Source organism: Mycobacterium lepromatosis (assembly GCF_000975265.2).
Lineage (GTDB): Bacteria > Actinomycetota > Actinomycetes > Mycobacteriales > Mycobacteriaceae > Mycobacterium > Mycobacterium lepromatosis.
This window is the reverse complement of record NZ_CP083405.1, coordinates 1,120,144-1,146,576: the sequence shown is the minus strand read 5'-3', so window position 1 is coordinate 1,146,576 and position 26,433 is coordinate 1,120,144. Positions and strand designations below refer to the sequence as shown.

Annotated in this window: 15 protein-coding genes and 14 pseudogenes; 14 read left to right on the top strand and 15 right to left on the bottom strand. The window is 59.7% G+C overall.

Annotated features, from left to right (window positions below):
• Positions 1 to 50 precede the first annotated feature (50 nt).
• Together purE and MLPF_RS05390 are read right to left on the bottom strand one after the other, a co-directional pair.
• Positions 51 to 551, bottom strand: a complete 501-nt coding sequence (purE, locus tag MLPF_RS05395; protein WP_045842670.1) for a 5-(carboxyamino)imidazole ribonucleotide mutase — start codon at positions 549 to 551, stop codon at positions 51 to 53.
• A 47-nt stretch (positions 552 to 598) separates the two neighbouring features.
• Positions 599 to 1,870 carry a 5-(carboxyamino)imidazole ribonucleotide synthase gene (locus tag MLPF_RS05390; RefSeq protein ID WP_045842669.1) on the bottom strand — a complete coding sequence of 424 codons (1,272 nt, stop codon included), beginning with the start codon at positions 1,868 to 1,870 and terminating at the stop codon, positions 599 to 601.
• Positions 1,871 to 1,957: 87 nt separating this feature from the next.
• On the opposite strand from MLPF_RS05390, the gene MLPF_RS05385 reads away from it, so the two are divergent.
• The gene (locus MLPF_RS05385) at positions 1,958 to 2,644 is read left to right on the top strand and encodes a GtrA family protein (protein ID WP_045842668.1); all 687 of its coding nucleotides are present in this window, start codon (positions 1,958 to 1,960) and stop codon (positions 2,642 to 2,644) included.
• Here MLPF_RS05385 and MLPF_RS05380 read toward each other — a convergent pair.
• Together MLPF_RS05380 and MLPF_RS05375 are read right to left on the bottom strand one after the other, a co-directional pair.
• A complete protein-coding gene (locus MLPF_RS05380) occupies positions 2,599 to 3,117 on the bottom strand; it encodes a PH domain-containing protein (RefSeq protein ID WP_045842713.1) in 519 nt (172 codons plus the stop codon). The two genes, MLPF_RS05385 and MLPF_RS05380, sit on opposite strands and share 46 nt — an antisense overlap.
• A gap of 83 nt (positions 3,118 to 3,200) precedes the next feature.
• Positions 3,201 to 4,079 (bottom strand): biotin--[acetyl-CoA-carboxylase] ligase, encoded by an 879-nt coding sequence (locus MLPF_RS05375; protein WP_045842667.1) that lies wholly within the window; start codon positions 4,077 to 4,079, stop codon positions 3,201 to 3,203.
• An 8-nt stretch (positions 4,080 to 4,087) separates the two neighbouring features.
• Here MLPF_RS05375 and MLPF_RS05370 point away from each other — a divergent pair, with 8 nt between their 5' ends.
• The 6 genes and pseudogenes from MLPF_RS05370 to MLPF_RS05345 all read left to right on the top strand — a co-directional run bounded on the left by MLPF_RS05370 (position 4,088) and on the right by MLPF_RS05345 (position 10,061).
• Positions 4,088 to 5,737 (top strand): acyl-CoA carboxylase subunit beta, encoded by a 1,650-nt coding sequence (locus tag MLPF_RS05370; RefSeq protein WP_045842666.1) that lies wholly within the window; start codon positions 4,088 to 4,090, stop codon positions 5,735 to 5,737.
• Positions 5,692 to 5,988 (top strand): annotated as a pseudogene (locus MLPF_RS05365) (acyl-CoA carboxylase subunit epsilon); the annotation flags it as partial. The gene MLPF_RS05370 and the pseudogene MLPF_RS05365, both read left to right, overlap by 46 nt.
• Before the next feature lie 41 nt (positions 5,989 to 6,029).
• Positions 6,030 to 6,599: pseudogene (locus MLPF_RS05360) on the top strand (Maf family protein).
• Between the two features lie 227 nt (positions 6,600 to 6,826).
• Positions 6,827 to 7,736: pseudogene (locus MLPF_RS05355) on the top strand (sulfurtransferase).
• Between the two features lie 10 nt (positions 7,737 to 7,746).
• Positions 7,747 to 8,156 (top strand): annotated as a pseudogene (locus MLPF_RS05350) (SufE family protein).
• A gap of 108 nt (positions 8,157 to 8,264) precedes the next feature.
• Positions 8,265 to 10,061, top strand: coding sequence for an acetyl/propionyl/methylcrotonyl-CoA carboxylase subunit alpha (locus MLPF_RS05345; RefSeq protein WP_045842664.1), 1,797 nt, complete (start codon positions 8,265 to 8,267; stop codon positions 10,059 to 10,061).
• Positions 10,062 to 10,067: 6 nt separating this feature from the next.
• Here the strand turns inward: MLPF_RS05345 and MLPF_RS17160 are convergent.
• The 6 pseudogenes from MLPF_RS17160 to MLPF_RS05320 form a co-directional block, all read right to left on the bottom strand.
• Positions 10,068 to 10,418 (bottom strand): annotated as a pseudogene (locus MLPF_RS17160) (sigma factor-like helix-turn-helix DNA-binding protein); the annotation flags it as partial.
• A 42-nt stretch (positions 10,419 to 10,460) separates the two neighbouring features.
• Positions 10,461 to 10,631, bottom strand: a pseudogene (locus tag MLPF_RS17155) (RNA polymerase sigma factor SigF); the annotation flags it as partial.
• Between the two features lie 18 nt (positions 10,632 to 10,649).
• A pseudogene (locus MLPF_RS05335) lies at positions 10,650 to 10,967 on the bottom strand (anti-sigma factor); the annotation flags it as partial.
• Positions 10,968 to 11,458: 491 nt separating this feature from the next.
• Positions 11,459 to 11,718: pseudogene (locus tag MLPF_RS05330) on the bottom strand (protein UsfY); the annotation flags it as partial.
• Between the two features lie 165 nt (positions 11,719 to 11,883).
• Positions 11,884 to 12,230 (bottom strand): annotated as a pseudogene (locus MLPF_RS05325) (hypothetical protein).
• Positions 12,231 to 12,332: 102 nt separating this feature from the next.
• Positions 12,333 to 13,425: pseudogene (locus MLPF_RS05320) on the bottom strand (aminotransferase class III-fold pyridoxal phosphate-dependent enzyme); the annotation flags it as partial.
• Positions 13,426 to 13,490: 65 nt separating this feature from the next.
• On the opposite strand from MLPF_RS05320, the gene MLPF_RS05315 reads away from it, so the two are divergent.
• The 6 genes and pseudogenes from MLPF_RS05315 to MLPF_RS05290 all read left to right on the top strand — a co-directional run.
• The gene (locus MLPF_RS05315; RefSeq protein WP_050038973.1) at positions 13,491 to 13,778 is read left to right on the top strand and encodes a 2-oxoadipate dioxygenase/decarboxylase family protein; all 288 of its coding nucleotides are present in this window, start codon (positions 13,491 to 13,493) and stop codon (positions 13,776 to 13,778) included.
• A 1-nt stretch (position 13,779) separates the two neighbouring features.
• On the top strand, positions 13,780 to 14,064 hold the full coding sequence (locus MLPF_RS05310) for a hypothetical protein (protein ID WP_050038972.1): 285 nt from the start codon (positions 13,780 to 13,782) through the stop codon (positions 14,062 to 14,064).
• Positions 14,015 to 14,269 (top strand): 2-oxoadipate dioxygenase/decarboxylase family protein, encoded by a 255-nt coding sequence (locus tag MLPF_RS05305; protein WP_082082317.1) that lies wholly within the window; start codon positions 14,015 to 14,017, stop codon positions 14,267 to 14,269. The genes MLPF_RS05310 and MLPF_RS05305 overlap by 50 nt, the downstream gene beginning before the upstream one ends.
• Positions 14,270 to 14,706: 437 nt before the next feature.
• Positions 14,707 to 15,976: pseudogene (locus MLPF_RS05300) on the top strand (aldehyde dehydrogenase family protein).
• A 59-nt stretch (positions 15,977 to 16,035) separates the two neighbouring features.
• A pseudogene (locus tag MLPF_RS05295) lies at positions 16,036 to 16,708 on the top strand (TetR/AcrR family transcriptional regulator).
• A 134-nt stretch (positions 16,709 to 16,842) separates the two neighbouring features.
• Positions 16,843 to 19,659: pseudogene (locus MLPF_RS05290) on the top strand (Lhr family ATP-dependent helicase); the annotation flags it as partial.
• Between the two features lie 459 nt (positions 19,660 to 20,118).
• Here the strand turns inward: MLPF_RS05290 and MLPF_RS05285 are convergent.
• The 4 genes and pseudogenes from MLPF_RS05285 to MLPF_RS05265 all read right to left on the bottom strand — a co-directional run bounded on the left by MLPF_RS05285 (position 20,119) and on the right by MLPF_RS05265 (position 25,247).
• Positions 20,119 to 21,033, bottom strand: a complete 915-nt coding sequence (locus MLPF_RS05285; protein WP_045842661.1) for an extracellular catalytic domain type 1 short-chain-length polyhydroxyalkanoate depolymerase — start codon at positions 21,031 to 21,033, stop codon at positions 20,119 to 20,121.
• A gap of 256 nt (positions 21,034 to 21,289) precedes the next feature.
• Positions 21,290 to 21,472 (bottom strand): hypothetical protein, encoded by a 183-nt coding sequence (locus MLPF_RS05275; RefSeq protein WP_237755950.1) that lies wholly within the window; start codon positions 21,470 to 21,472, stop codon positions 21,290 to 21,292.
• Between the two features lie 551 nt (positions 21,473 to 22,023).
• Positions 22,024 to 23,781 (bottom strand): glycerol-3-phosphate dehydrogenase/oxidase, encoded by a 1,758-nt coding sequence (locus tag MLPF_RS05270; RefSeq protein WP_045842660.1) that lies wholly within the window; start codon positions 23,779 to 23,781, stop codon positions 22,024 to 22,026.
• Positions 23,782 to 23,878: 97 nt separating this feature from the next.
• Positions 23,879 to 25,247 (bottom strand): annotated as a pseudogene (locus tag MLPF_RS05265) (NAD(P)H-quinone dehydrogenase).
• Between the two features lie 124 nt (positions 25,248 to 25,371).
• On the opposite strand from MLPF_RS05265, the gene MLPF_RS05260 reads away from it, so the two are divergent.
• A complete protein-coding gene (locus MLPF_RS05260) occupies positions 25,372 to 25,851 on the top strand; it encodes a gamma-glutamylcyclotransferase family protein (RefSeq protein WP_045842659.1) in 480 nt (159 codons plus the stop codon).
• Positions 25,852 to 26,123: 272 nt separating this feature from the next.
• On the opposite strand, the gene MLPF_RS05255 is transcribed toward MLPF_RS05260, so the two are convergent.
• On the bottom strand, positions 26,124 to 26,333 hold the full coding sequence (locus tag MLPF_RS05255; protein ID WP_045842658.1) for a hypothetical protein: 210 nt from the start codon (positions 26,331 to 26,333) through the stop codon (positions 26,124 to 26,126).
• Between the last annotated feature and the right edge of the window lie 100 nt (positions 26,334 to 26,433).

The following is a 26,433-nucleotide window of genomic DNA, read 5'->3' as shown; positions in this document are numbered from 1 at the left end:
ACCCGCGTACGGGGCAAAGAGTCAAACAGTTAGACATTTAACGCCGGTACCTACCCCCGAAACCGCTGTAAATCCGCATCCTTGGCCCGCACGGCATCAGCCAACCGGTCCTGGAACGCGACCAGTTGCGCTCGAAGCTGCAGGTCCGACGATCCCAAAATACGCACCGCCAACAAACCCGCGTTGCGGGCACCGCCGATAGACACTGTAGCCACCGGAACTCCCTCTGGCATCTGCACAATCGACAGCAGCGAGTCCAGGCCGTCGAGCCTGGCCAGCGGCACCGGCACGCCGATCACCGGCAGCGGAGTCGCGGAGGCGACCATTCCAGGCAGATGAGCGGCACCGCCGGCACCGGCAATGATCACCGCGATGCTGCGGTCGACAGCACTGCGCGCATAGTCAAACATCTCAGCAGGGGTGCGATGCGCCGACACCACCCGAACCTCGGTCGGGATGTCAAACTCAGCCAGTGCATGGGCCGCATCTTGCATCACCGACCAGTCGCTGTCGCTGCCCATGATCACCCCGACTCGGGGTTGCCTGGTCATCAGCGCTGCTCCTCCTCATCGCTTCGTCCTCCGCAAGCGGTAGATACCTACACTGCATCGTCGCCGGAACGGTGTGGATCCCATCCGTCCGCCCACTGCCCGTGTGATAGCCAATGCGCCGCCAGCTCAGCGCGTTCACGCAGCTTAGTGGAGTCTTGTAGGTCTTTATCGGTGCCGCGAAAATTGATGTGCCCAACCTTGCGACCAGGCTGCTCAGCCTTATCGTAAAGGTGAACCCGAGCATCGGGCATCCGCGCAAACAGGTGGTGTACCCGTTCATCCATAGTCACCACACTCAGCGTCGGCGGTTGTGGGGCACCCAGCACGTTAACCATCACGGTCACCGGCGCGATGGCGTCGGTCTCGCCAAGCGGATAGTCCAGCACCGCACGCAGATGCTGCTCGAACTGGCTGGTGCGAGCACCGTCCATTGTCCAGTGTCCGGAGTTGTGCGGCCGCATTGCGAGCTCGTTCACCAGCAAAGCACCATCGGCGGTTTCGAACAGCTCGACCGCGAGCACACCGACGACGCCGAGTTCAGCGGCCAATCGCAACGCCAGCTGCTGCGCAGCCGAAGCTAGGTCGTCGGCCAACGCCAACGCCGGTGCGACCACCAGCACGCAAATCCCGTCCCGTTGCACCGTCTCCACGACTGGCCAGGCCGCACCCTGGCCGAACGGTGAGCGCGCTACCAGCGCGGACAATTCGCGACGCAGTTCCACGCACTCCTCAACCAGAACCGGCATTCCGTTGACCAGATATTCGGAGGCGATCTCGCGGGCGTGTGCCGAGTCGCGGACCATCCGCACCCCCCGACCGTCATAACCTCCGCGGACCGCTTTGACCACCATCGGGACATCTTTAGAACCCGCCAGGCGCTGCGCTAACGCATCGATTTTGGCCAAGTCGTTCACGCTGTCTAATGCCACGAAGCGGGGCATCGCAGCTCCCAGCGCCGCCAATCGCCGCCGCATGACCAGCTTGTCCTGGGCGTGTACCAGAGCTTGCGGCGGCGGTGCCACATTGATGCCTTCGGCCACCAGTTTGTCCAGCAGTTCAGTCGGGACGTGTTCGTGGTCGAACGTCAACGCGTCGGCCCCGACGGCAACGCGGCGCAGATCTTCAAGATCGGTGTGCGAGCCGATCAGCACATCGGGGGTGACCTGAGCAGCGGGTTCGTCTGGGGCGGTAGCTAACACCCGCAGAGTCTGTCCCAGCGCGATCGCGGCTTGATGAGTCATCCGGGCCAGTTGACCGCCACCAACCATGGCAACCAATGGAGCAACTCCAGGCGGGCGTCTAGTCGACAAGGCCATCATGGTTTCGTGAAGGCAGAGAGCATGTTGACCAGCAACAATACCCAACCGTTAGGTAGCATTTTACATCAATCCGTACACTGACGTGTTGTGTCTTTTGCCGATGCCACGATCGCGCGCTTGCCCACCGTACTGCAGCCGTATGCGCAGCGCTACCACGAACTCATTAAATTTGCCATCGTCGGCGGCACCACATTCATCATCGATTCAGCAATTTTCTACACCCTCAAACTGACGATTCTCGAGCCCAAACCAGTGACCGCCAAGGTCGTCGCCGGCATCGTCGCTGTGATCGCGTCCTACTTGTTGAACAGGGAATGGAGCTTTCGGGACCGCGGCGGGCGCGAACGCCATCATGAGGCGCTGCTGTTTTTCGCCTGCAGCGGTGTGGGGGTACTGCTGAGCATGGCACCGCTCTGGTTCTCGAGCTATGTCTTGCAACTGCGCGCGCCCACGGTATCACTAACCGTGGAAAACATCGCCGACTTCATATCGGCTTACATCATCGGCAATCTGCTGCAGATGGCGTTTCGTTTCTGGGCGTTCCGGCGCTGGGTGTTTCCCGACGCGTTCGCCCGCAACCCCGAAAAGACGCTGGAATCTGCTCTCACCGCGGGCGGCATTGCCGAAGTCTTCGAAGACGCCATCGAGAGCAGTCTCGCAGATAGCAACGTCACCCTGTTGCGCGCCTGGCGCAATCGCTCCCGCCGCCCGGATTTGAATCCCGCGTCTCAGCTGGGCGACTCTTCGGAACCAAGGGTGTCGAAAACCTCGTGATACAACAACGCATATACCTGGCGCAGGCGCGGAATGTTGTAAAATTCCAGTGGATCTTGTGACGCGGATTCGATAATCAGCGTTCCGGTGCGAAACATTCGCTCGAAAAGCCGGTCCCGGAACTCTACTCTGTTGATGCGCGCCAGTGGAATGTCGATCCCGCTGCCGGTTAGCATCCCGTGCCGAAACATCACCCTCCGGTTGGTGACGACGAAATGTGTGGTCAGCCAAGTAAGGAACGGCCACAACGTGAGCCAGCCGACGATCACCAACCAGAAACCCCAGAGGACGCCGTAGATCAAGTTCTTGGCGACCTGCGCCAAATGTGTCGAGTTGACGTACCCGGAACCAAACGCGACCAGCCCGGTCGCCAAGATGAATACCACAGCGGGCCAAATCAAACACTTCCAGTGCGGATGGCGATGCAAAACCACCTGCTCGCCGGCAACCAATGCATTATCCGGATACCTCATGGCCGCGACATTAGCGGGCTTGGTCACAAATTCGTCTGAGGTTGAAGCGTTGACCCCAGCACAAGCGAAGCCCCCGGACGAAACTAGCGCAAATGCACCACGTCACCCGCCGAAATCACGACGGTTCGGCCTTTGTTCGACCCTTCTGTTTCCAAGCACAATCTTCCTTGTTCATCGATGCCGCACACGGTTCCGACTACGTCCTTGCCTCCGGGGAGCTCCACATGCACACGTGACCCTATTATCGGGCTACGCGCCCAATAATCGGCCATCAACTGTGGGTCGGCGCTTCGCCACTGGCCAATCCGCGTATCGAGTTCTTGCAACAGCCGGCGCGCCAGCTGCTCCCGATCGGGTGCCGGCACACCGAGGTCAAGCAACGAGGTCGCCCCAAGACCGTCGACCTCATCTGGAGCCTGCGTGACGTTGAGCCCCACACCTACGACGATGACTTGCCGAACAACCTCAGCCAGGATGCCCGCGAGCTTGCCTTTGGAGCCCGGTGGGCCAGCCAGGACATCGTTGGGCCACTTGAGGCCGGCGTCAACGCCGGTCACGTCAAGCAACGGGGCCACCGTGTCCAGCACCGCTATCCCGGTGGCCAGCGACAACCAGGCCCACGTGGCAACCGGAACGTCGGCGACGCTCACACCGATCGACATCGTGATCTGTGCGCGGGGACTGGCCGACCAGCTGCGGCCGTGACGCCCGCGGCCAGCGGTCTGGTGCTCGGCAATGAGCACCGCTCCGTCGATGTCGATGCCTGACGCTGCCTGCGCCAGCAGGTCAGCGTTCGTGGAACCGGTTTGCGTTACGACGTCCAGGTGACGCCACCAGAGCCCCGTCCCAATCAGCTCAGCACGCAATACCGCCGGGTCCAGCGGCGGCCTGAGTAGATCACGGTCCAACTCATCTCCTTGCAAACCCAGCGTAACCACCCCCAAAGCGGCTGCCGATAACATCGACTCCCATGACAAGCGTCACCGACCACTCGGCTCATTCGGCGGAACGCGCTGCCGAGCAGACGATCGATATCCACACCACGGCAGGAAAGCTGGCCGAGCTGCATAAGCGGACCGAAGAGTCGCTGCATCCGGTCGGTGCAGCGGCCTTAGAGAAGGTGCACGCTAAGGGTAAGTTTAGCGCCCGCGAGCGCATTTATGCCCTGTTGGACGACGACTCATTCGTCGAACTCGACGCGCTGGCCAGACACCGCAGCACCAACTTCGGCCTCGGTGGAAACCGCCCGGTCGGCGATGGCGTGGTCACCGGCTACGGCACCATCGACGGCCGCGACGTATGCATCTTCAGCCAGGATGTCACGGTGTTCGGCGGCAGCTTGGGCGAAGTGTATGGCGAGAAGATCGCCAAGGTGCAGGAACTGGCGATCAAGACCGGCCGTCCGCTGATCGGCATCAATGACGGGGCGGGCGCGCGTATCCAAGAAGGCGTCGTCTCGCTCGGTTTGTACAGCCGGATTTTCCGCAACAATATCCTGGCATCCGGCGTCATTCCGCAGATCTCGCTGATCATGGGAGCGGCCGCTGGTGGACACGTGTACTCCCCAGCACTGACCGACTTCGTGGTGATGGTCGACCAGACCAGCCAGATGTTCATTACTGGACCCGACGTCATCAAGACCGTCACCGGTGAGGACGTCACCATGGAGGAGCTGGGTGGCGCCCATACCCACATGGCTAAGTCGGGTACCGCGCACTATGTCGCATCGGGCGAGCAAGACGCCTTCGATTGGGTGCGCGACATGCTGAGCTACCTGCCGCCTAACAACTTCACCGACGCACCCCGGTATTCCGCGCCCGTCCCGCACGGCTCCATTGAAGACAATCTGACCGCTAAGGACTGGGAGTTGGACACGCTGATCCCGGACTCGCCGAATCAACCGTACGACATGCACGAAGTGGTGACCCGCATCCTCGACGAGGACGAGTTCCTCGAGGTGCAAGCCGGTTACGCCACCAACATCGTCGTCGGGCTCGGACGCATCGATGATCGGCCGGTGGGCGTCGTTGCCAACCAACCCATCCAGTTCGCCGGCTGCCTGGACATCAACGCCTCGGAAAAGGCAGCCCGGTTTGTGCGGTTCTGCGACTGCTTCAACATCCCGATCGTGATGCTGGTGGATGTTCCGGGCTTCCTGCCGGGCACCGAGCAAGAATACAATGGCATCATCCGGCGCGGCGCAAAGCTGCTCTTCGCCTACGGCGAAGCCACCGTACCTAAGATCACCGTCATCACCCGCAAGGCTTACGGTGGCGCTTACTGCGTGATGGGCTCCAAAGATATGGGCTGCGACGTCAACCTGGCTTGGCCGACGGCACAGATTGCGGTGATGGGTGCCTCCGGCGCGGTAGGCTTCGTGTACCGCAAGGAACTAGCCCAAGCAGCCAAGAACGGCGCCAATGTTGATGAGCTACGCCTGCAGCTGCAGCAAGAGTACGAGGACACCCTGGTGAACCCGTACATCGCCGCCGAACGAGGTTACGTCGATGCGGTGATTCCGCCGTCACACACCCGTGGCTACATCGCCACGGCGCTTCACCTGTTGGAGCGCAAGATCGCACACCTTCCCCCCAAGAAGCACGGGAACATTCCGCTGTGAGTGCAGTGAGCGACGGGAGTGAGATGAACAAATTAGCCACGACCCAGGGCCCGCACATTCAGATAACCAAAGGACAACCCACCGATCAGGAGTTAGCCGCGCTAATCGTGGTGCTTAGCAGCATCGGCGGTGCATCGCGGGTCGAGCAGCCCCAGCCCACTCGATGGGGCCTGCAGGTCGACAAGTTGCGGTACCCGGTCTTCAGCTGGCAGCGCATCACTCTGCACGAGATGACGCATATGCGCCGATGACCCTGCTGGTACTCGGATCCGCTTCCACCGGCTGACTCAAAGTGCTTCGCCAAGCTGGCATCGATCCACTGGTAAACAGCTTTCGGTGCCAATGAAGATCTGGTCACCGCAGGCCTCGGGTCAGACGCTGCGCCTTGCGATGTGGTATGCCCACTCGCCCGGGCCAAAGCCACCCAAGTCGCTGCAGCTCTGGGCCACGCAGTCGCAGCCGATTGTGTTGTCATTAAATGTGATTCACAACTTTTCCTCGATGGCCGACTATGCGACAAACCGCAATCCGTCGCCAACGCACGGCAACAGTGGCAGTCGATGGCAGGGCGCCCTGGGCCAGCTCTATATCGATCACTGCGTTACCCGGCTACTAAACAACGAAATCACCTACTCTGCCGATGCAAAATTCATAACTACAATTACTTTTCGGAAATCCTTCAGCTGAAGACCTGGAGGCCTACCTGGCATACGGCGAATCGTTGCAGACCGCTGAAGGGTTCACGCTTGACGGCCTGGGTGGCTGGTTCATCGACGGCGACCCGTCAACCACTGTAGGGATCGGACTGCCTTTGACGCGGTCGCTGCTGTGCCGTGCAGGGTTGTCTATCGCCGCAATGTGAGCAGCCAATCCGGTTATCTAGAAAGAAATTCAGTCGTTGCACCTCAGCCGCGTGATGTGTTTTATCTGCGCTGCCGCCAGCTAGTACCCAGGCCACGGTTAGTGAACTGTGTGCCGAAGGGTTGCTCGGCCTGCTCGAGATACCAGGCTGACATAGCCCAATGGACATCAGCACTTCAGGCTCTGAGCATGGTCACCAACAACATCAGGATGAGTAAGTTTTACGGTGTGCCGCTACCCAAAGATCCAAGCCCTTCCCTGTCGGCTTACGCCCACCCCGAACGGCTAGTAACCGGCGATTGGCTGTACTTCCATCTTGACCAAACCCGTTCTGGCTATCGTCGAATCCGACGAGGACGTACTGCTCTAGGACGTCGGACATATTCCTGGCGCGGTGAAGGTCTACTGGCACGCTGACCTCAATGACCCAAGGGTACGTGACTACATCACTGGCGAGCAATTCGCCGACTTGATGAACCGCAAGGGCATCGCCCGCGACGACACCGTGGTGACCTACGGTGACAAGAGCAACCGGTGGGCAGCCTACGCACTGTGGGTCTTTACCTTATTCGGCCACCCCGACGTGCGACTGCTCAACGGCGGTCGCGATCTATGGCTCGCCGAACGCCGGGATACCAGCCTGGCCGTACCGAATAAGACAAGACATCGACCAGCTATCCCGTGGTAAACCGGAACGACGCACCCATCCGCACGTTCAAAGACGACGTGTTGGCCATACTCGGCACCCAGCCGCTGATCTACGTGCGCTCTCCCGACGAGTACACCGGGCAAACGCACCGAAATGCCCAACTACCCCGAGGAAAGCGTGCTGCGAGCCGGCCACATCCCCATCGCCAGGTCGATCCCGTGGGAAATGACAGGTCGACGAAAGCGGTCGATTCCGCAGCAGCGAGGAATTGGAACGGCTCTATGACTTTCATCGACTTTCATCAACCCAGACAACAAAACCGTCGTATATTGCCGCATCGGCGAGCGATCCAGCCACACTTGGTTCGTGCTCACCCATCTGCTGGGCAAACTGGGAGTGCGTAACTATGACGGGTCGTGGACCGAATGGGGGAACACCGGACGAGTGCCGATCGTTGCGGGCGAAAGCCCGGGAGCCGTACCTGTTTGATAGCCGTTCCGTGAGAATATCCGCGCCCTTGGCCGAAGTGGCCTCCGACTTCGTCGAAGTCGGAGGCCACGACAAGCTAAAACTGTTACTGGAATTCGCCGACGACCTGCTAGCCCTGCCCGTCGACGTGGCCGAAGCCGCGATGGAGCCGGTGCCCGAGTGCCAATCTCCGCTTTTTCTGCATATCGACCCGGACGACTCAAGCTGGGTGCACCTGTACTTCAGCACTCCGGCCGAAGCGCCGACCAACCGTGGGTTCGCCGCTATATTGACCACAGGCTTAGACCACCAACCCGCCGCCGCTACACCTGACGGTACCCGGCGATTGTGTTATACCGGCCCGAACGTAACTGGTCTGATCAGTTCGCTGCGGTTACATGGAATGTCGGGATGCTTGCTCGGATCAAACAGCCGCCCTAATAGACCGGTTCCCACCACCACCGGGTCGCGTCGCCGACACGACGCTTAGACTTCCCACGACATAGTTGTAAGAAAATCCCTTAAAAATACCGCCAAACAGGAGGCGCAGTGACCAGTCACGCCAGCTCGAGGATCGCCAAGGTTCTCGTCGCCAACCGCGGCGAGATTGCTGTCCGGGTGATCCGCGCGGCTCGCGATGCGAGGCTGCCCAGCGTGGCGGTATACGCCGAGCCCGACGCCGGGGCGCCACACGTGCGGCTGGCCGACGAAGCGTTCGCGCTGGGAGGTCACACTTCCGCAGAGTCCTACCTGGACTTCGGTAAGATCCTCGACGTCGCTGCAAAATCCGGCGCCAACGCGATCCATCCCGGTTACGGGTTCCTAGCAGAGAATGCTGACTTCGCCCAGGCCGTCATTGACGCCGGCCTTATCTGGATCGGACCCAGCCCACAGTCGATCCGCGACCTCGGCGACAAGGTCACCGCCCGCCATATCGCCGCCCGCGCGCAGGCTCCACTAGTGCCCGGCACTCTGGAGCCGGTCAAAAACGCTGACGAGGTGGTGGCCTTCGCCAAAGAACATGGGGTGCCGATCGCGATCAAAGCCGTCTTCGGTGGCGGTGGCAAGGGCATGAAAGTGGCCCGCACACTCGAGGAAATTTCCGAGCTATACGCATCAGCGGTGCGTGAAGCCACCGCTGCGTTCGGCCGCGGGGAATGTTTCGTTGAGCGCTACCTCAATAAGCCCCGACACGTCGAAGCGCAAGTGATCGCCGACCAGCACGGGAACATTGTCGTCGCCGGTACTCGGGACTGCTCACTACAGCGGCGTTTCCAGAAACTGGTCGAGGAGGCTCCGGCGCCGTTCCTGACAGACGCCCAGCGTAGGGAAATCCATGAATCCGCGAAACGGATCTGCAAAGAGGCCCGCTACTACGGCGCTGGGACCGTAGAATACCTCGTCGGTCAGGATGGCCTAATCTCGTTCCTGGAGGTCAACACCCGCCTTCAAGTTGAGCATACGGTCACCGAGGAGACCACAAGCATCGACCTGGTGCTGCAGCAGTTTAAGATCGCCAACGGCGAGAAGCTCGAACTAACCAGGGATCCCATCCCGCGTGGTCACGCCATCGAGTTCCGGATCAATGGCGAAGACGCAGGACGCAACTTTCTGCCTTCGCCGGGGCCGGTCAGCAAGTTCCACCCACCCACCGGCCCCGGCGTGCGATTGGACTCCGGGGTAGAGACCGGTTCGGTAATCGGTGGCCAGTTCGACTCCATGCTTGCCAAGCTGATCGTGCATGGCGCCACTCGCCAGGAAGCACTGGCGCGCGCCCGTCGCGCATTGGACGAATTCGAGGTCGAAGGCCTGGCCACGGTCATCCCGTTCCACCGCGCTGTGGTATCCGACCCGGCGCTGATCGGCGACAACAACAGCTTCTCGGTGCACACCCGCTGGATCGAAACCGAGTGGAATAACACCATCGAACCCTTCGCCGGCAGCCAGCCCCACGACGAAAAGGACACCCGGCCACAACAGACGGTGGTCGTCGAGGTCGACGGCCGCCGACTCGAGGTTTCGCTGCCCGCCGATCTCGCGTTAGCCAACGTGGCCGGCTGCAATCCAGCCGGTGTTATCCGCAAAAAACCCAAGCCGCGCAAGCGAGGTATACACACCGGCGCAGCGGTCTCCGGTGACGCGGTGACCGCGCCTATGCAGGGCACCGTGGTCAAGGTCGCCGTTACGGAGGGGCAGAAAGTCATAACAGGAGATCTGGTGGTGGTCCTCGAAGCGATGAAGATGGAGAACCCAATCACTGCGCATAAAAATGGTATCATCACGGGGCTAGCGGTCGAAACCGGCACGGCCATCACTCAAGGCGCGGTGCTCGCCGAGATCAAGTAAGGCTGACTACTCTAGGGGGTCCCGCAGCCGCGTTAGCGATTTAGCCAACAGCAATGACACATGCATTTGTGAGATTCCTACCCGCTCAGCAATCTACATCTACGTCCTACATCTACGTCATTGACTCGAAAAGCCGGAGCACCAACCCATTCGTTCCCGCTCGGGCAACGCCTCAAACAATGGACGTAGCGCCTCACGATTTTCTAATCTGCTCAATGCCGGCGTCCACGTCGCCCAACGTATCGGCGATAGCACGGGCGTCGTTGTAATAATTACCACTGCCGCTATCCTGCTATAGGAGCTTCCTGCAACCAGCCTTTCGACAACTTCGTTGCGGTCCATGCCGAGTTCGGATGCGATGGGCACCCAGCCAAAGTCTTTGGTACAGTTCATCCTTCGCTGCGCCAAGTCGTCACACGGTGCGTCGCGGCGCTCGAACCGCCGGGCGATGTGATCAACCAGCGACAAGCAGGGCTTCACGATCTTGTCCGGGGGCGGTGAAACTCCGCTGTGGATCCGGCAAGCTCACGAAACATCTCCGGGGACATCGGCGTACTCGTTAGGGCGCAAAGTCGAACCGCCGTCAGCTCAAGCCGTGGAGCCGCCCCCTCGTGCCGTTAGCGTGATGCCGAAGACACTGCCAGTTTAATAGGGCCATGGCAAGTCTGGACATGGCCGGTCAACGACACCAGGACATGCCAGCTACCAAAACATCGTGGGCGTTGCATGCCGCGCAAGCCTCCATCACCAATTCGTCGTCGCGCGGATCGACCCACCTACGACGAGCGTTGCGTCCTGAGTTGCCGAGCGGATCAATCGTGTGTACGCCTCGTCTACCGCCAGCAGCAAGACCGCCACAGCGCTGAAATCCAAGTCTTCAAAGGTGCCGATCGCACCGACCAACGTGCAGTTCGACGGGGCGGTACCCTCGTTATCCCCCGTTGTGACGTAATTCCTCGTCACTCACTTGTTCTCCTGGCAAAACCCGACTGACATTACTCCCAGTCCCAGTGCGGGTCCCGCTCTGAAGCTCGCCTTCGAATCGGTTAGTAACGATGGCCGCTGAGTGCTCCACCAGATACGGAGCGTACCTGATGGATACGTAAGCGAGCGCGCAATGTGTTTCGCGTCGCGGTTATCACCGGGACCACGCTGGTCACTCATCAAGGTGTATAAGTGCTACCCGCTCGATATGGCTGGTAAAATCCACGGATGAGGGTTCCCGCCAGTCTTCAGCAAGATTTGGCGACTTGTGGCGGCGGCAAAGCGCGTCAAGGTGTTCCGACTGCCCGTTAAGAAAGAGCGAAAGATTCTGGCGCCCCAGACGAGTCAAAGCTGAACAATCGCGAATCGATCGCGCTAGGACACCGGTCGCAGCTAGCCGGCGATCCAGACCGTTCGGCGTACCACCGATCTGCTATCTTGTGGATCCGCCGGTGCTCGCTAGCAAACCATACCAAGCTCAACAACGTGACGATGATCGCGACCACACCTGTTGTCATGCCCTGGTGATAATGTCCGGTGCCGAAGACTGCAAGACTGGCCAACCCACCCTACTGATCATGCCCACGACGACCAAGAGATAACCAGGCCAGTGCAATACGTCGATCAGAGATGCGCCAACGAAGACCCGCGTCGGCCGCAAATGGTCAACCAAATCACGATAGGTGTCTCCCCATAGCTACCCCTGTCCCGTTTGTTCGTCCCATCGTTTCTCCTGCGCAAGAACAGGGACATAGCATCAACGATAGAATTTGCCGAACAGGTTTGGGCGAAAGAATGGACGGTTCTAAAGTGCCATTACCGAACCGGCAAGACCAAGCTAAGCCAAGCACAGCGTTAACACTATCAGCGTCAACAAAAACCAGCCGGTGCCGTTGCCAGCACCACCAGGTAACCCGGTCGCGCCAGACGAAGTAGGTACGCACGAAACCCCGCGGCGAACAAAATCAGCGGACCTCCGAACGCTAGCAACGTCCGTTGAGGCGAGTCACAGGACATCGTGTCGATACCCGCTCCCCCGCAAGTGCTACCCATAACGCGGCCGCGATCAGAAAGCCAACGCCGACGACTGCAGCCAAAACGGCGAACCAGATGGCGACGCGAACCTCGCCGTCCTCCTGCCCCCAGATGATCACCACCACCTGATCGTTCACGTACTTCATCCATCCCGCAAACCTCATATCCGGTTGCTGGCGCTACAGTGTCGCTCTGGCTTCAGAGATCCGCCGCCACAACCCCAGAAAAAACAAATCATTTGCGACCCCACTGTCAAGGCCTCGTCAGCACCTGCAACGCACCGCACACGGCCGCTATAGCCGCGTCGCTGTCGACGCGTGACACAGGGAAGGCGGGACGAAACTGCACGCCGTCATTGCCGGTGGGCAGCACGATCACCGCAAGTCGCCACAGCTGGCGGATCACCTCGTCGCGATCAGCGTTAGTCAGCAGGTTGATACGCACACATCCGGCCATGGCCGCGAGAGTCGAAAACCAGTGCCGAGAAGTCGTCGGCGAGCTCGCCGAGCCGGGCGCGCAGGTAGCTGCCCTGCTCGGCCGCAGATTCGAAACACCAACTCGGTCTCGATCACCTCAAAGATCCGTCGGGTGCACACCATGTCAATGCGATTGCCGCCACCAGGTCGAGTTAATACGGGAGGAGACCGCTAACAGGTTGTCAGCTAATTTCGTCAACTCGGCAACCTGTCACGACTGCACCACACCTGCGTCTTCTTGGCGAAGACGAGGACGTCAGATTGCACATCCACTTGTTGGTAGGACCAAGGAATTCCGATCAACCCATAGCCGGTCTGCACCTCGTCGAAAATCAGCAACACATCGTACTCGTCGCACAACTCACGCATCGCCACAAAGAACTCTGGCTGAAAGTGTCGGTCGCCGCCTTCCCCGTGGATCGGCTCGGCCAGAAAGTAAGCGATGTCGTGCGGGTGAGTCTCGAATGCCGTGCACACCTGAAGCAGTGATTCGACTTCTAACGCACCCAGGTCGGTTCCGGACTAGATATTAGGGCGCATCAATGCGCGTTCCAGTCGAATGTCGATAACCGGGCCACAGCGATCGGTTTTGTATTGGTTAACAGCATAGTGTAGCCGCTACGGTAGCGAAACGCCTCAGGCAAGTGCAGCTACCCGAGTGCCCAGCACTGGATCGACACCGTGGGCCTCGTTGTGCCGACTCTTCCAGTCGAACGCGACCTTGAATGCGTTTTCCACCGCCAGCGCACCACCATCGATGAAGAACAGATACGGCAAGGACAGATCACCCAGCAAGCGTGCGAAGATCTCGACGAAGTTGGCCACTGCCACCGAGTACACACGAAATTACTGGACTTGTTCAGCACCGCCGCATGAGCCCAATACAGCTGGCAACTTGGCGACTGCTGCGCGATTCGCTGCTGAGTTGTAAGCCATGTACGCCAGCGAGGTGCCCGCATACGCCACACTGGTTGCAGTCAGCAGGCAAGTCACCTCCGACTACCTGGCATGCCATCGGCGTGTACGGTGGCTCGGTTCAATAGAGCGGGTTCACCGCCGAGCGACACGGCGCTATCCGGTCGGCAACCCGGCCGAATTGGTCGCCTTAGTTGACCTCTTCGCAGTGTTCGGCATGTTGCCTGCCGGCTATTACGATCTGCGTTCCGAACAGTCTCTCATTCCATTGTTGGACAATATTTTTTCGAAGTATCGATGTAAATGATATGGCGAACAACCTGTTCCGGGTGTTCACCTCGATGCTAGAAATCTGCGAGCCCCCGATACCTCGACGCCAGCCGGCGTACCCGTGTAGAAACCTATCCTGGTCCGCCGTCAACTGTTCGATCCCGCACTATTGGCCCACAGACCAGCTCACGCCGGGGATGACTACTGCGACACCGATCCAGGAACGACCTTTCGTCTCTGAGGCGGTAGTGGTATTCGCGCTGTCGCGCGAACCTGTCGAGAATTCTTGGTTACGGAAAGTTATCCCGAACGTCGGCGGTTAACGACGACATCGCCGGCGTCGACTCCAACCACATCAATCATCTGACTCCGCGAGTCCCCGACATCGACGGTCTATACAATAGGATGACTGCGCATGGCATAACCATGATCGATGCCATCCAGGTACCGCACCGCACCTATGAACCCGATATGCTGTTACACCAGAAATCTTTTCGTGTACTCGCCAAACCACTCCTGTTTCGCTAGAACGGTCCAGGTATCAAGCCATCCTCACCCAGAGGCAGTTTCAGGTACGGTTCGAAGAAATCGAGGTGAGCGGTGTTGAGCTGACACCGCAGAGCCGCAAACGTTACGATGCTGCAATGGAAAAATTGCTTCCTCTGTCGCAGTGTGGGGCAAATACTTCCCGCCGACTGCTGAAGAGATAGCCGCTCAAAAACTGAGCCCACTATCGCGGTGGCGCCCCGTAGGACCCGATCGTCTAAGAGAATTTCCTGCCTGCCGCCGAGTTCGCAGCATTTTATGCAACACTCTCCAAGGAAGCACCCCAGTTAACATGTCGACTCGCGCCGACAACGATGCAGTGGGGCACCACCAGCTTGCGATGGACGGAGCGATAGGGGAAGAGCGGCGCTTATAACCACAGTGAATTACACACCCGAGTAAACAGGGCCCTCACAGCGATCGGCAGCTCGAACGAAACCCACGTAACGCCGGGAAAGCCAGGCATGCGCAACCTACCCCCAGCACACCGATTAACGGCGAGGTCCTGTTCACCATCACGCAAACCACACCCGAGTAAGACGATTCGCAGATACCAACCAGGCGTTTTCGTCCTGGCGAAGCACACCGGCGCCGGTGCACGGTGTCCTGGTAATCCGGATCGATGAACTACCCACCGCACACGAGAACGACCTCGCCACTACAGTAACAATCGAGGTGGGCAAAACGCTTCCTAAGCGGCTGGAAAAGCCAGAATATAATCGACGTTTGCCAATTCGCGGTCGTCCTGTAGCGTCAGCTCTAAAGCTGGACCAGCGCATCGGAGCGCCCTGGCTATCGGTTGATCGATACCTGGGCATCCGCTTGGCGTAGTCGGTGTGATCACACTGGTGTGTGGTGACACCGTGGTATGGAAGCCTTCGGAGCTGACGCCGTTGACAGGACTGGCCTGCCAGGTGCCGATTGCGCGGGCCACCGCAGATAGCGGTTCGCCAGCCACGGTAAGCAGCTTAGGTTCTGGGCGGCTACGAACTCGACAGAGCTGGTCGACGATCACCGGATAGCGTTGCTGCCGGCCACCAGTTCGGTGCGAATGGGTCAGCAATTCGGTCCACGCGTCGCGACGCCGTTCGGGCGAGCGTTGCTGGAGGTGGTGGCAACGACGAGGCCATAGTGACGCCGCAGGCCGACCTAGACTTGGCGGTGCCGGCACCGCCGGTCAGCGTTGCACCAGTTTGCGTCGGCTGATCGTACACCGCTCGGTGGCCGACGACATGGTGGCGCGCCTGGTCTCCGCGTAGTAGGCAGCCGCCTATAGACGACCCGTCGACGCTGGATGCGTTGCTGCCCGGCGTGATCCGAATGCCGTCATAGACCGCCACCGTGGCCACCGACACGTTTGCACCGATCCTCTACATGCTGACCTAAGACAATCTTGACAAAGCGGTCTGGCTTAATAGTACTGTGCCACAATGGATTTTATCGTCAATCTTCACTATCGACCTGCGTGAGGCGGAGCGCTCCGTGGACAGATCGGACTGCGGTATCGCCAACGTCAACATCGGCACGTCAGGCGCTAAGATCGGCGTTGAGAACGCAAACCGGCAAACGCAAACCGGCAGCGGGCAGAAATCTGGTCCAGACGCGCGGAAGACCTACATGTGGGGCTCCACCAACACCGTCAACTACTCCGACAAGTTGCCACTAGCACAGAACATAACATTTGGGTGAAAGTTTGGCTTAGCCGCGCACTGGCAGCCCGTAGACCTGCCATGGGTAATATCTGTTACATGACCACGGCCAGGAGGCGTTTATCTCCCGAGGATCGGCGTGCTGAGCTGCTGGCACTGGGAGCAGAAGTGTTCGGGAAGCGACCCTATGACAAGGTCCGCATCGATGAGATCGCCGAGCGTGCCGGGGTGTCGCGCGCGCTGATGTATCACTACTTCCCTGACAAGCGGGCGTTCTTCGCCGCTGTTGTCAAGGACGAAGCTGACCAGACTGTACGCTGCCACGAACACTCCGCCTCCTGTTGGTCTAACCATATTCGAAGAAGTGCGCGTCGGGGTGTTGGCCTATATGGCCTACCACCAGCAGAATCCGGAGGCCGCGTGGGCAGCCTATGTCGGTCTTGGCCGGTCTGACCGGGTTCTGCTCGGCATTGACGACGAAGCCAAGAACCGCCAGATGGAAAACATCATGTCCCGGATTGGCGATGTAGTGAACGTCGTACCGAAGACCAAGCTGCATCCGGATATCGAGCGAGACCTGCGGATAGTCGTGCACGGTTGGCTGGCGTTTACGTTCGAGGTGTGCAGACAACGAATCATGAACCCATCGACCGACGCCGATCGCCTGGCCGACTCCTGCGCGCATGGGCTGCTAGACGCCATCGCCCGGGTGCCCGAGATTTCTAAAGAACTGGCCGATGCGATGGCGATCGCGCGTCAGCCGCCGCAATAGTCCGCAGGTGACAGGTGAGGCGCTGTCGTCTGCAGAATTGTCGGTCACCGCTGGCACCATGGCCAGGTGAGCACTACGTCACCTAATCAGTCCCTGAACCCGTACCCAAAACTCGTTGGGCCGATTCAAGCACAATCACCCGCGAATGGTTTGCCAGCACCTTCGACACTCCCACCACGGAGCAGGCCAGCGCCTGGGAAATCATCGCGGATGGCCATGACACGTTAATTATCGCCCCAACTGGTTCAGGTAATACACTGGCCGCCTTTCTGTGGACCATTGCGAGTTTGGCGACCACTGTCACGTCGCCGTACCGGCCGGCAAGAACCCGCGTGGGCCTGTACGTGTAGCCACTCAAGGCGCTGGCAGTCGACATCGAGCGCAACTTACGTACCCCCTGGCAGAATTCACCGAGATCGCCTACCCTACCAGAGCATCGGGCTGAGCTCGGGTCAGACGTTCAGCGCTCCCGTGCCTGGCCCGCGCCCCCACAAAACAGCTCAGTCAACAAGGAGCAGCGCGCCTAGGACGAAGTAGAGTCTCAAACGCGGACAGATCAAAGAGGTGGTAGCGACCTCTAGCTTGAAATAGGTCATCGACACGGGCGCAATCGATCTGGTGATACAACACTTGAAGGTACCGCTATCGATGGCCAACGGCCCGCAACGAATTGGGCGGGCCAGACATCAGGTCGGTAAGATACCATGTGGGGCGTTGTTCCCCCAAGCACCGCGCCGACCTGATTAGTTCCACGATCAGCGCCCAGCGGACACTCGCCGACCAAGTCGAGATGATGCGCATGGCCCACCAGTCCGCTCAACATTCTGGCCCAACAGACCGTGGCGGAAACCGCGCTTCAGCCCTTGGACGCCGACTTGTGGTTCGACACCGTCCAGCCAGGCCACTCCGTTCGAGGTACTGCCGCACAGCCTCTACGAGGTCCACCCGAGAACTTTTAAGCGGCAAATACCCGTCTACCGAGTTCGCCTAGCTGCGAACGCGGTTGGTCTACGAGGTGACCACCGACATGCTGACCGCGCAGCCTGGTGCGCAGCGGCTGGCCGTCGCCTCCGTCGGCGTCATTCCCGATCGCGGGCTGTTCAGCGTGTATCTATAGCCAGCTATCCGGACAGTCCTTCGCGAATAGGCGACATAGACGAAGAAATGGTGTATGCATTACCCCCTTGGTGACGTTATCTCGCTGAGAGCCACCAGTTGGCGGATAAGCGAGAGCACTCACGACCGCGTTCTGGTCATCCCCACGCCAGGCCAGCCAGCCCAATTGTCGTTCTGACGCAGCGATAATGTCGTCCACCCAGCCTAACTCGGCGCAAAGATCGGCGTGTTCACCGGAGCGCTGGCCGGCCTGGACCACGACGCATTCGGCAAGCGTTGCGCTGACTTGGATTTCGACTACTAAGCGACCGCCAACCTGTGGGCGTTGCTGAACGACCAGCGCACCGCCACTTCAACACTACCCACCGACACCACCCTGCTCGGTCGAGTGATTCCGCGACTAATTGGCAACTGGCGGGTGAATCCTATATTCACCGTACAGGCTGCGAGTACACGAGCCGCTCGCACTGACGGTGGGTCGGCGCCTGCGGGAACGCTATAGACTCGACAAGAAGCCGACTGTCTCCGACGGTGGAATCATGGTTCAATTGCCGGACACCCTTTCCGATTTGACATTCGTTTTGGCCTTCGATACTCCGCAGGGCGCCAAGTGGTTTGTCTTCGATCCCGACGAGATCAACCCGATTGTCACCACAGAAGTGGGCGTTTCAGCGCTGTTCACGTGCCGGTTCCGAGAATGCGCGGCCCTTACTCTGCTGCTGCTCCGCCGGCACCCCGGCCGCCGCTCACCGTTGTGACACCAGTGCCAGCGCGCCATCCAGTTACTAGAAGTAACTTGCAAATATCCTGACTTTCCCGTCGCGCTGGAGACTGTCCGGGAATGCCTGCAGGCCGTTTAAGACGTCCCTCGCCCTGGTCGAGCTGATGATCGGCATCGCTTTGCGCCCGGTCCGATTGAGCAAGGCCAAAACGGCGAAACCCGCACCGTTCGCGGCGTCACTGCTGTTCGGCTACACCGGCGCGTTCATGTACGAGGACTATACTCCACTTCCTGAGCGCCACGGCATTTTCACTGGACAGCACACTACTAACCGAGTTACTCGGCCACGTAGAACTGCGCGAACTATGCGATTCCGGGGTCATCACCGCAACCGAGTGCCGGTTACAGAACCTGTTGGATGACCGAGTCACTAGCAACACCGAAGCGATCGCGGATTTGCTGCGACTGCTGGGTCCGCTCACAGCAGCTGAGGTCGCCGCTCGGGCTACGGTTTCTGACATCGGTGGATGGCTGGAGAGCTTACGCGCCGCTAGGCACGCGCTGCAGGTATCGTTCGCCGGCCGCAACTGGTGGGTGGCCATCGAAAGACATCGGCCAGCTGTGCGAGGGAGTCGGAGCAACGGGTCCGGTCAGCGTTCCTGTCATCTTAACCGTGGAAGTAGCTAACCCGCCGGGGCAAGCCGACTGGGCGGCTACGCACGCGCCCGCACTGCACCCCATTCACCACAGCGCAAGCCGGTTCAGCCTGCGAATAACGGCCGATGTGCTGGACCGGCTGGTAGCCCTGACGGCCAGCTAGTGCGACACCTACGTGTTGCATATTCTGTGGCAACAATCGCTGACGGCGCTGCGTGCCCAAGCCGACCCGGTGAACACCGCAGTTTAAGCACGCTTTCTCCCGGCCTGGCATCACATGTTTTCAGGTCACTGCAGTCTTGATGAGCTGGCGTCCGCCATCGATCAGTTGGCCAGGGTGCGGATGCCGACCTCGGCAATCGACCCACTGGTGCTGACCCCGCAGGTCCGTGACTATGCTCGGGTGATGCTCAACGAGCTGCTTGCAACCGGCGAGGTCACCTGTCGACTGGCGGGGCGATCGCACACGGACACACCGCGATATCGAGGCAACACACTGCTGGGATCGCGGAACGTTAGGCACAAAACCTAGCTTACTGGGACCAAGACATCGCAGTGACGGCGAACCCTGAAGTGGCGGGTGTGTGACGCGTTGCCGACGATGACCCAGCGAGTGCCGCCATGGACCATCACCGTAACCGGATTGGTCCAGCAGGCCACCACGGTCTAGCCGGCACAAAACCACGCTCAAACAAGGCTGACCCCTGCCGAACAACAAACACGACGACGGCGAGAACCAAAGAAGTTGGCGTGTCCGTAGCACCTCGCATTTCGGATATGAACTGGGTGGAGTCAAGCAGGCATCAGTTTTTGGGAGGAAATACATTGCGGCATAATTTCTTCCGGTAACCAGTAGTCAATATACCGTCGTGGCCCTGGTGTGGCGGCCCGCTAACAGCGCCGGCGGTTGATCGAATTAGCCGCGAGCATGCGTCAGGAAAAACTGCGCGATCACTTCCGATGCGTCAAACACGCACGTGGTGGACCCGATGACTACCTTGGGCAAATATTGCTTGCCACCCGGCCAAGTGTGTCCGCCTTTGTTGATCTTGTAGAAGACCACCTCGGCGGAATTCGCACATGCGGTGTAATCAAAGCGGCGGACAAATGTTCCGTCCCCGACGTCAGGCAATTCCTGTTGTGACGGATCGCCTTGACACCCATCGGCCGTGCGCCACCTGTCCATCATGTTGGTCACCGAGACCACATGACTGACCCCGCCGCGACCATGCACGTCCCCACCGTTGAACGGCACCAGTGGATCATCGGTTCCGTGCGCGTCCATAACCGACACTGGCTGCGACGGATGGCAGGCCACATCGACGCCCAACGTGCCAGCCACCGGGGCGATCGCGGCAAACACATCGGCACGATCACACGCCAGCTTGTTGGACATGAAACCCCCGTTGGACATGCCGGTGACAAAGACATGGCCGGGGGCAACACTGAAGTCGCTCTGTAGTTTAGCCGCCAACGCAACCAAGAAACCCACGTCGTCGACATGCCGACGATCCGCCGGCGATGCCCCTCGTCCATCGGCCCAGCTCTTATCATAACCGTCGGGATAGGCAACCAACAGGTTGTTGACGTCGGCAACAGCGTCAAAATCGGTAAGACCCTGCTGCCCAGCTCCAGTGCCGCCTCCGCCATGCAGGTTGAGCACTAGGCCCACAGGAGAACCTGGCGGAACGTGCAGCATGTAGGTCCGGTTCAGGCCGCCGAATTGAAAAATCCCAGGCTTATCGCTAGAATTGGCCGATACCTGACGCCCGACACATCCAGCCAGACAGACCGCGAGAACGACGCACGCTAGCCACCGCGCCACGTTCAAGCCGCTGCGCCCTCTGCTACAACCTGGTCCACTGCATGCTCGTTGGGCATCTTGAGGCAGGAAACGATCATCCAGTCGCCCATCGACTCCGCCATAGTGCGGCCGATAGTACCGCCGAAACTGCCTTGGGCTCAAGGCAGCCAGGTGCTGTCAGGGTTAAACTTCCCGATCGCCTTTTCCAACGTTGTAACCACACCTTTCCAGAACCGAACGACACAACTCAGCAACCGATTTCATTTCATCGACAAGACAGGAGTTACAGTGTCAACCATGACGGGATTGGCCCCAATAACCGGACCAGTTCTCGGCGGCTGACTAACTCGCGACACGCCCCAGTGACCGGATAGTCGCACTCAATGCGCTGCGCCAACAACTGCAACGGTGCACTGCAATTGTCAGCAAGAATGTCAACGACATTGGAATACAACGAATCGCCCACAATCAGCACACCTCCAGAACGCTATGTGCAGTCTCAATTGGTGGGTACGTCCGGCACTCGGAGTCAGCAGATGGAGCCCATTCGACGAAATCAGCTCCACCAGCGTCTCCGCGTTAGGCACACCGAGTTAGCAGAACGCCTGCAGGTTGCCCCGGCGCTTGACGATGCAACCTCGGACCAAGCGCGGCAGCACTAAGGTTGGATCGATCGCTGCACAAGTCAGGTAGATCTTGCACACCATACCGCGGGAAACCAGCGTTTGGCATCGGTCACGCAACTCACGAGTGTCGTCCACGCCGCAGCATAGTGGCCGAAAAGTGCAGATGAACAACCACCACAATGCCTGTGTCTTGATGCAGCACCGAGATTTCAAAAAACACAGACACTGCATCTGGCAGGTAGCAATATAATAAGGCCAAATATAATTCAATGTAATTAAGGTACTGTCCCCGCTGGGCACCGCGGTGGTCCCACTGATAACCCACCATCCGCGTCGACTACTTCTCCGGCCAGCACTTTCGCGCGGATCTCCGCGACACCATACTGTCCGCTCAATTTAGCGACACCGGTTCGAGGATCTTGGTGCGCGCCTCGGGTGCGCTAGCTCGCAACATGTCCGCCGATACGTCGTCAGGCTGGGCCTGCGACAGTACCTCGGCCTCCACCCGCGCATTGTAATTCGCCACCTCGCGATCGATATCCTCGGCCGTCCAACCCAACACCGGAGCGACCACATCGGCCACCTCCCGGGCACAAGCGACGCCCCGGTGTGGATATTCGATGGAAATCCGCATCCGTCGGGCCAAGATATCCTCGAGATGCAAGGCACCCTCGGCGGTTACAGCGTAGCGAGCTTCCACCTTCAAATAGCCCGGCGCTTCCTGAATAGGACTGAGCAGATCGGGTGCTTCGGCCGCCAAGGCCAAAACGTCACCGATGAGCGCGCCGTAGCGGTCCAGCAGATGACGCACCCTGTACGGGTGCAAACCTTGCAACGCGGCGACGTGTTCGACCTGATTGATCAACGCAAAGTAACCGTCGGCGCCCAGCAAACCTACTTTCTCGGTTATCGACGGGGCTACCCGGGCCGGAACGAATGCAACCGCGGCGTTAATCGCGTCGGCGGCCATCACCCGGTACGTGGTGTACTTGCCGCCGGCGATCGCAACAAGACCTGCCACTGGCACCGCGACCGCATGTTCCCGGGACAGCTTGGAAGTGTCGTCGCTTTCCCCGGCGAGCAGCGGGCGCAGACCAGCATACACCCCATCGATGTCGGCGTGGGTTAACGGGGTAGCCAACACGATGTTGACCACCTGCAGGATGTAGTCAATATCCGCCTTGGTGGCCGAGGGATGGGCCAAATCGAGATTCCAATCGGTATCGGTCGTTCCGATGATCCAGTGGTTACCCCACGGGATGATGAACATCACCGACTTCTTGGTGCGCAGGATCATCGCGGCGTCACTGACGATTCGGTCCCGCGGTACCACTACGTGCACACCCTTGGACACGCGCACCTGGAATCGTCCACGCTGCTTGGACAACGCCTGAATTTCGTCGGTCCAGACCCCGGTCGCGTTGACCACGACGTGGCCGCGGACCTCGGTAACCGTGCCATTCTCCGAATCACGGACCCGCACGCCGACCACTCGGTCGCCCTCGCGCAGCAACGCGACCACCTGGGTGGAGCATCGCACGACCGCGCCGTAATGCGCGGCGGTGCGCGCAACGGTCAAGGTGTGCCGGGCGTCGTCGACGACGGTGTCGTAGTAACGAATACCACCAATCAAGGAACTACGTTTTAGGCCCGGACTCAATCGCAACGCACCAGCGCGAGTCAAATGCTTTTGCGCCGGAACCGATTTCGCGCCACCAAGACGGTCATACAGGAAGATGCCGGCAGCTATGTACGGACGTTCCCACCAACGTTTGGTGAGCGGAAACAGGAACGGCAACGGCTTGACCAGATGCGGTGCCAACGTGGTCAACGACAACTCACGCTCATAGAGCGCCTCACGCACCAACCCGAACTCGAGTTGCTCGAGGTAACGCAACCCGCCGTGAAACATCTTCGACGAGCGGCTCGACGTACCCGAAGCCAGGTCCCGCGCCTCGACTAACGCCACTTTGAGGCCGCGCGTGGCAGCATCCAGCGCACACCCGGACCCCACTACGCCGCCACCAATGACCACCACGTCGAACTGCTCAGTGCCAAGCCGTTCCCAGGCCGCCGCACGTTGCTGCGGTCCCAACGCAGAAGCCGGCCATGTCTGCTCTCTCTCCGGTGCTTGGATCAGGTCAGTCACGACACTAGGACTCCTCGGTTATTCGTCGGTAAGTTAAGATTAAATTTAAAATTAATGTGCCACCAAGACTAGTTCGTCAGTCGGCCATGGATCGGCCTTAGTCCAGATCATCATGTGCCATTAGCCGGCGCGCGGCCTTGGTGATCGAGCCAGATAACGGATGGGTAAACGGCTAGTGTTTGCGTCAACTCGTTGACGATGATCCGGTTTTGCACCGCCATGGCGATCGGCAGGATCAATTCGAATGTGACCGGCGCCACCACTACGCCGCCGATCAACACACCGAATAGATGGGCGGCAAAACATCTTGACAAACCCATGACGCACCTCGGACATCTTCGCCTGCGGATTGGTCCGCAACGGCAGCATGGTGGTCTGGGCAGATACCAAACCGTTGTCGATCGCCAATTGTGGCACCCCCACCGTTTGCTATCTCGGTCCTGGTGAAAACTGTCGCCGCAACGAAGCGTACCCAGATCGTGCCGACGCCCTCACCTAACGCGTGATACATCTCGATCCGGCCCTGCATCCCCGCCACAGACGCCAGCGACAACAGGCCGGTGCAGGCACCTGCCTCGTAAATACCGGGCACCGCGGGCACCGATGTTCGGGACATCTGATCCACCGTCAAGTAGTTGCCCCGCCCAACTCGATGCCGACCCGTTCCAGGCCAAGGCAGCTGGTGTTGGGGACCAACCCGATGGGTATCAGGGCGTGGTTACCTTCAACGATGCTGCCGTCGATCATCTTTACCAAGACACCGGTGTTGGTGCGGGTAACCGATTTCGCGCACGTTCTCGAACAACCGGACGCCACGTTCAGCGAACGACCCTTCCAAGGCCAACGCTGCGTCGGCATCCTCATACGGCAGCACGTAGTCCTGGCTGGCCACCAGCGTCACCAGGCACACTCAGTTAGGTGTAAGCGTTGACAAACTCGGCGACGGTGACCCCTGAAGCCACCGAGATGAGGTGGTCGGGTAACGCCACCAAGTCGTCAAGCTGCCGACAGATCAGGATGCGTTCGCCGTCCGGCTAAGCCGATGGCAGGACCTGTGAGCGGGCTCCGGTGGCAATCAACACAAAGTCGGCATCGCACTCACTAGTGCTCCCGTCAGCGGCGGTCGCTTTGATGCGGTGACGAACCAAACCCGGGGTGGAGTCCACCAGCTCACCCCGGCCAGCAATGATGTCTACGCCCATGTTGCGCAACGGGGCGGTGACGTCGGCCGACTGCGCCAGGGCCAGCATCTTTACACGGGCATGGATGTCGGGCAACGAAATTTTGGCATCATCAATGTCGAAGCCAAGCCGTCGCGCTCGGCACAGCTCGCTGCGCAGCCCGGTGGATGCCACCGGAGTCGATCACGGTTATAGTTGGACTTTTTGCGGGTGTAAAATAGTCGCTACTAACAGTGCAACCTCGTAACCAGCCGGAGCTCCCCCGAAAATCGGGATAGTCACCACAGCCGATAACCTAACTCGGCTCCTGTGCACTCCGCCGCGCGGAGTGCACAGGAGCCGAGCCCCCGCGACCCAGCCAAACCATCGGTTGAAGGCCAAGCGGGCACGTGACGATTAAACTTTCACCGTGCCGCTTTATGCCGCTTACGGATCGAACATGCATCCCGAGCAGATGCTCAAGCGTGCACCGCACTCACCAATGGCCGGAACAGGCTGGCTTCCCGGATGGCGCCTGACCTTCGGCGGTGAAGATATCAGTTGGGAAGGTGCGCTGGCCACGATCGTTGAGGACCCAGATTCGCGGGTTTTCGTCGTCCTCTACGACATGACGCCAGCGGACGAGATGAACCTTGACCGCTGGGAAGGCGCCGAGTTCGGTGTCCATAAGAAGATTCGATGCCGCGTGGAACGCGAATCTTCCGACACCACGATCGACCCGGTGCTTGCATGGCTATACGTGTTGGATTCCTGGGAGGGCGGGCTGCCGTCGGCACGATACCTGGGCGTCATGGCCAGTGCCGCCGAAATCGCCGGAGCTCCAAGAAATTATGTCCACGAACTGCGCAAACGCCCGGCCCGTAACATAGGTCCAGAGACAACAGCCTAGGAATTTCACGAGACACATGTCTGTCGCCAACATGCCCTTGTAGCCGGCATTTAACCGGACGTGCATGCCGACCGACGTAGCAGCGTCTCGAGCCAGCGGACAAGTTCGCCTAGCCGATATCTGACGTCCTCGACTAGGTGGGCACCACCACCAGCAGCACAAGTCCTGTCGCGTACCAGCACGCCGTCGGTCCCAGAGAAATGCGCCCGCCCGCTGTGCCAGCCGAAGCCGTCGTACTTGGCGGCGACGCGGTATTAGGCTAGGCGAAGTCATCAGATCCGCCCGTTCAAGTCCTCGATCTCGTATTGCAGGACTGGCCAAAGCAACCCGCTATCGAGCGGAACCAGCCACGCCTCGTTCTCCATCGATAACTCGGCCTGCGACCAAACCAAACCCAGCAGCTCACGGATGGTAAATAGTACCACGCCGGCCGGATTCGAGGTCGACAGCCCTATGTAGGTCGACGCAGGTGCACGTACCATTGCGCAGCGCGGCGTCGAGCGTCATCAACGCAGTGTACGAACAACCCCGATCGCTGTTCAGACCAGCGGCGTGGCCGGTCATCTCGCAAACCACATCAGA

Coding starts and splice junctions, on each gene's coding strand:
- MLPF_RS05255 (WP_045842658.1), bottom strand. CDS start 26,333: ATGGTACGTGCACCTGCGTCGACCTACATAGGGCTGTCGACCTCGAAT.
- purE (WP_045842670.1), bottom strand. CDS start 551: ATGACCAGGCAACCCCGAGTCGGGGTGATCATGGGCAGCGACAGCGAC.
- MLPF_RS05310 (WP_050038972.1), top strand. CDS start 13,780: ATGGCGAACAACCTGTTCCGGGTGTTCACCTCGATGCTAGAAATCTGC.
- MLPF_RS05370 (WP_045842666.1), top strand. CDS start 4,088: ATGACAAGCGTCACCGACCACTCGGCTCATTCGGCGGAACGCGCTGCC.
- MLPF_RS05315 (WP_050038973.1), top strand. CDS start 13,491: ATGTACGCCAGCGAGGTGCCCGCATACGCCACACTGGTTGCAGTCAGC.
- MLPF_RS05375 (WP_045842667.1), bottom strand. CDS start 4,079: ATGTTATCGGCAGCCGCTTTGGGGGTGGTTACGCTGGGTTTGCAAGGA.
- MLPF_RS05390 (WP_045842669.1), bottom strand. CDS start 1,870: ATGATGGCCTTGTCGACTAGACGCCCGCCTGGAGTTGCTCCATTGGTT.
- MLPF_RS05380 (WP_045842713.1), bottom strand. CDS start 3,117: ATGAGGTATCCGGATAATGCATTGGTTGCCGGCGAGCAGGTGGTTTTG.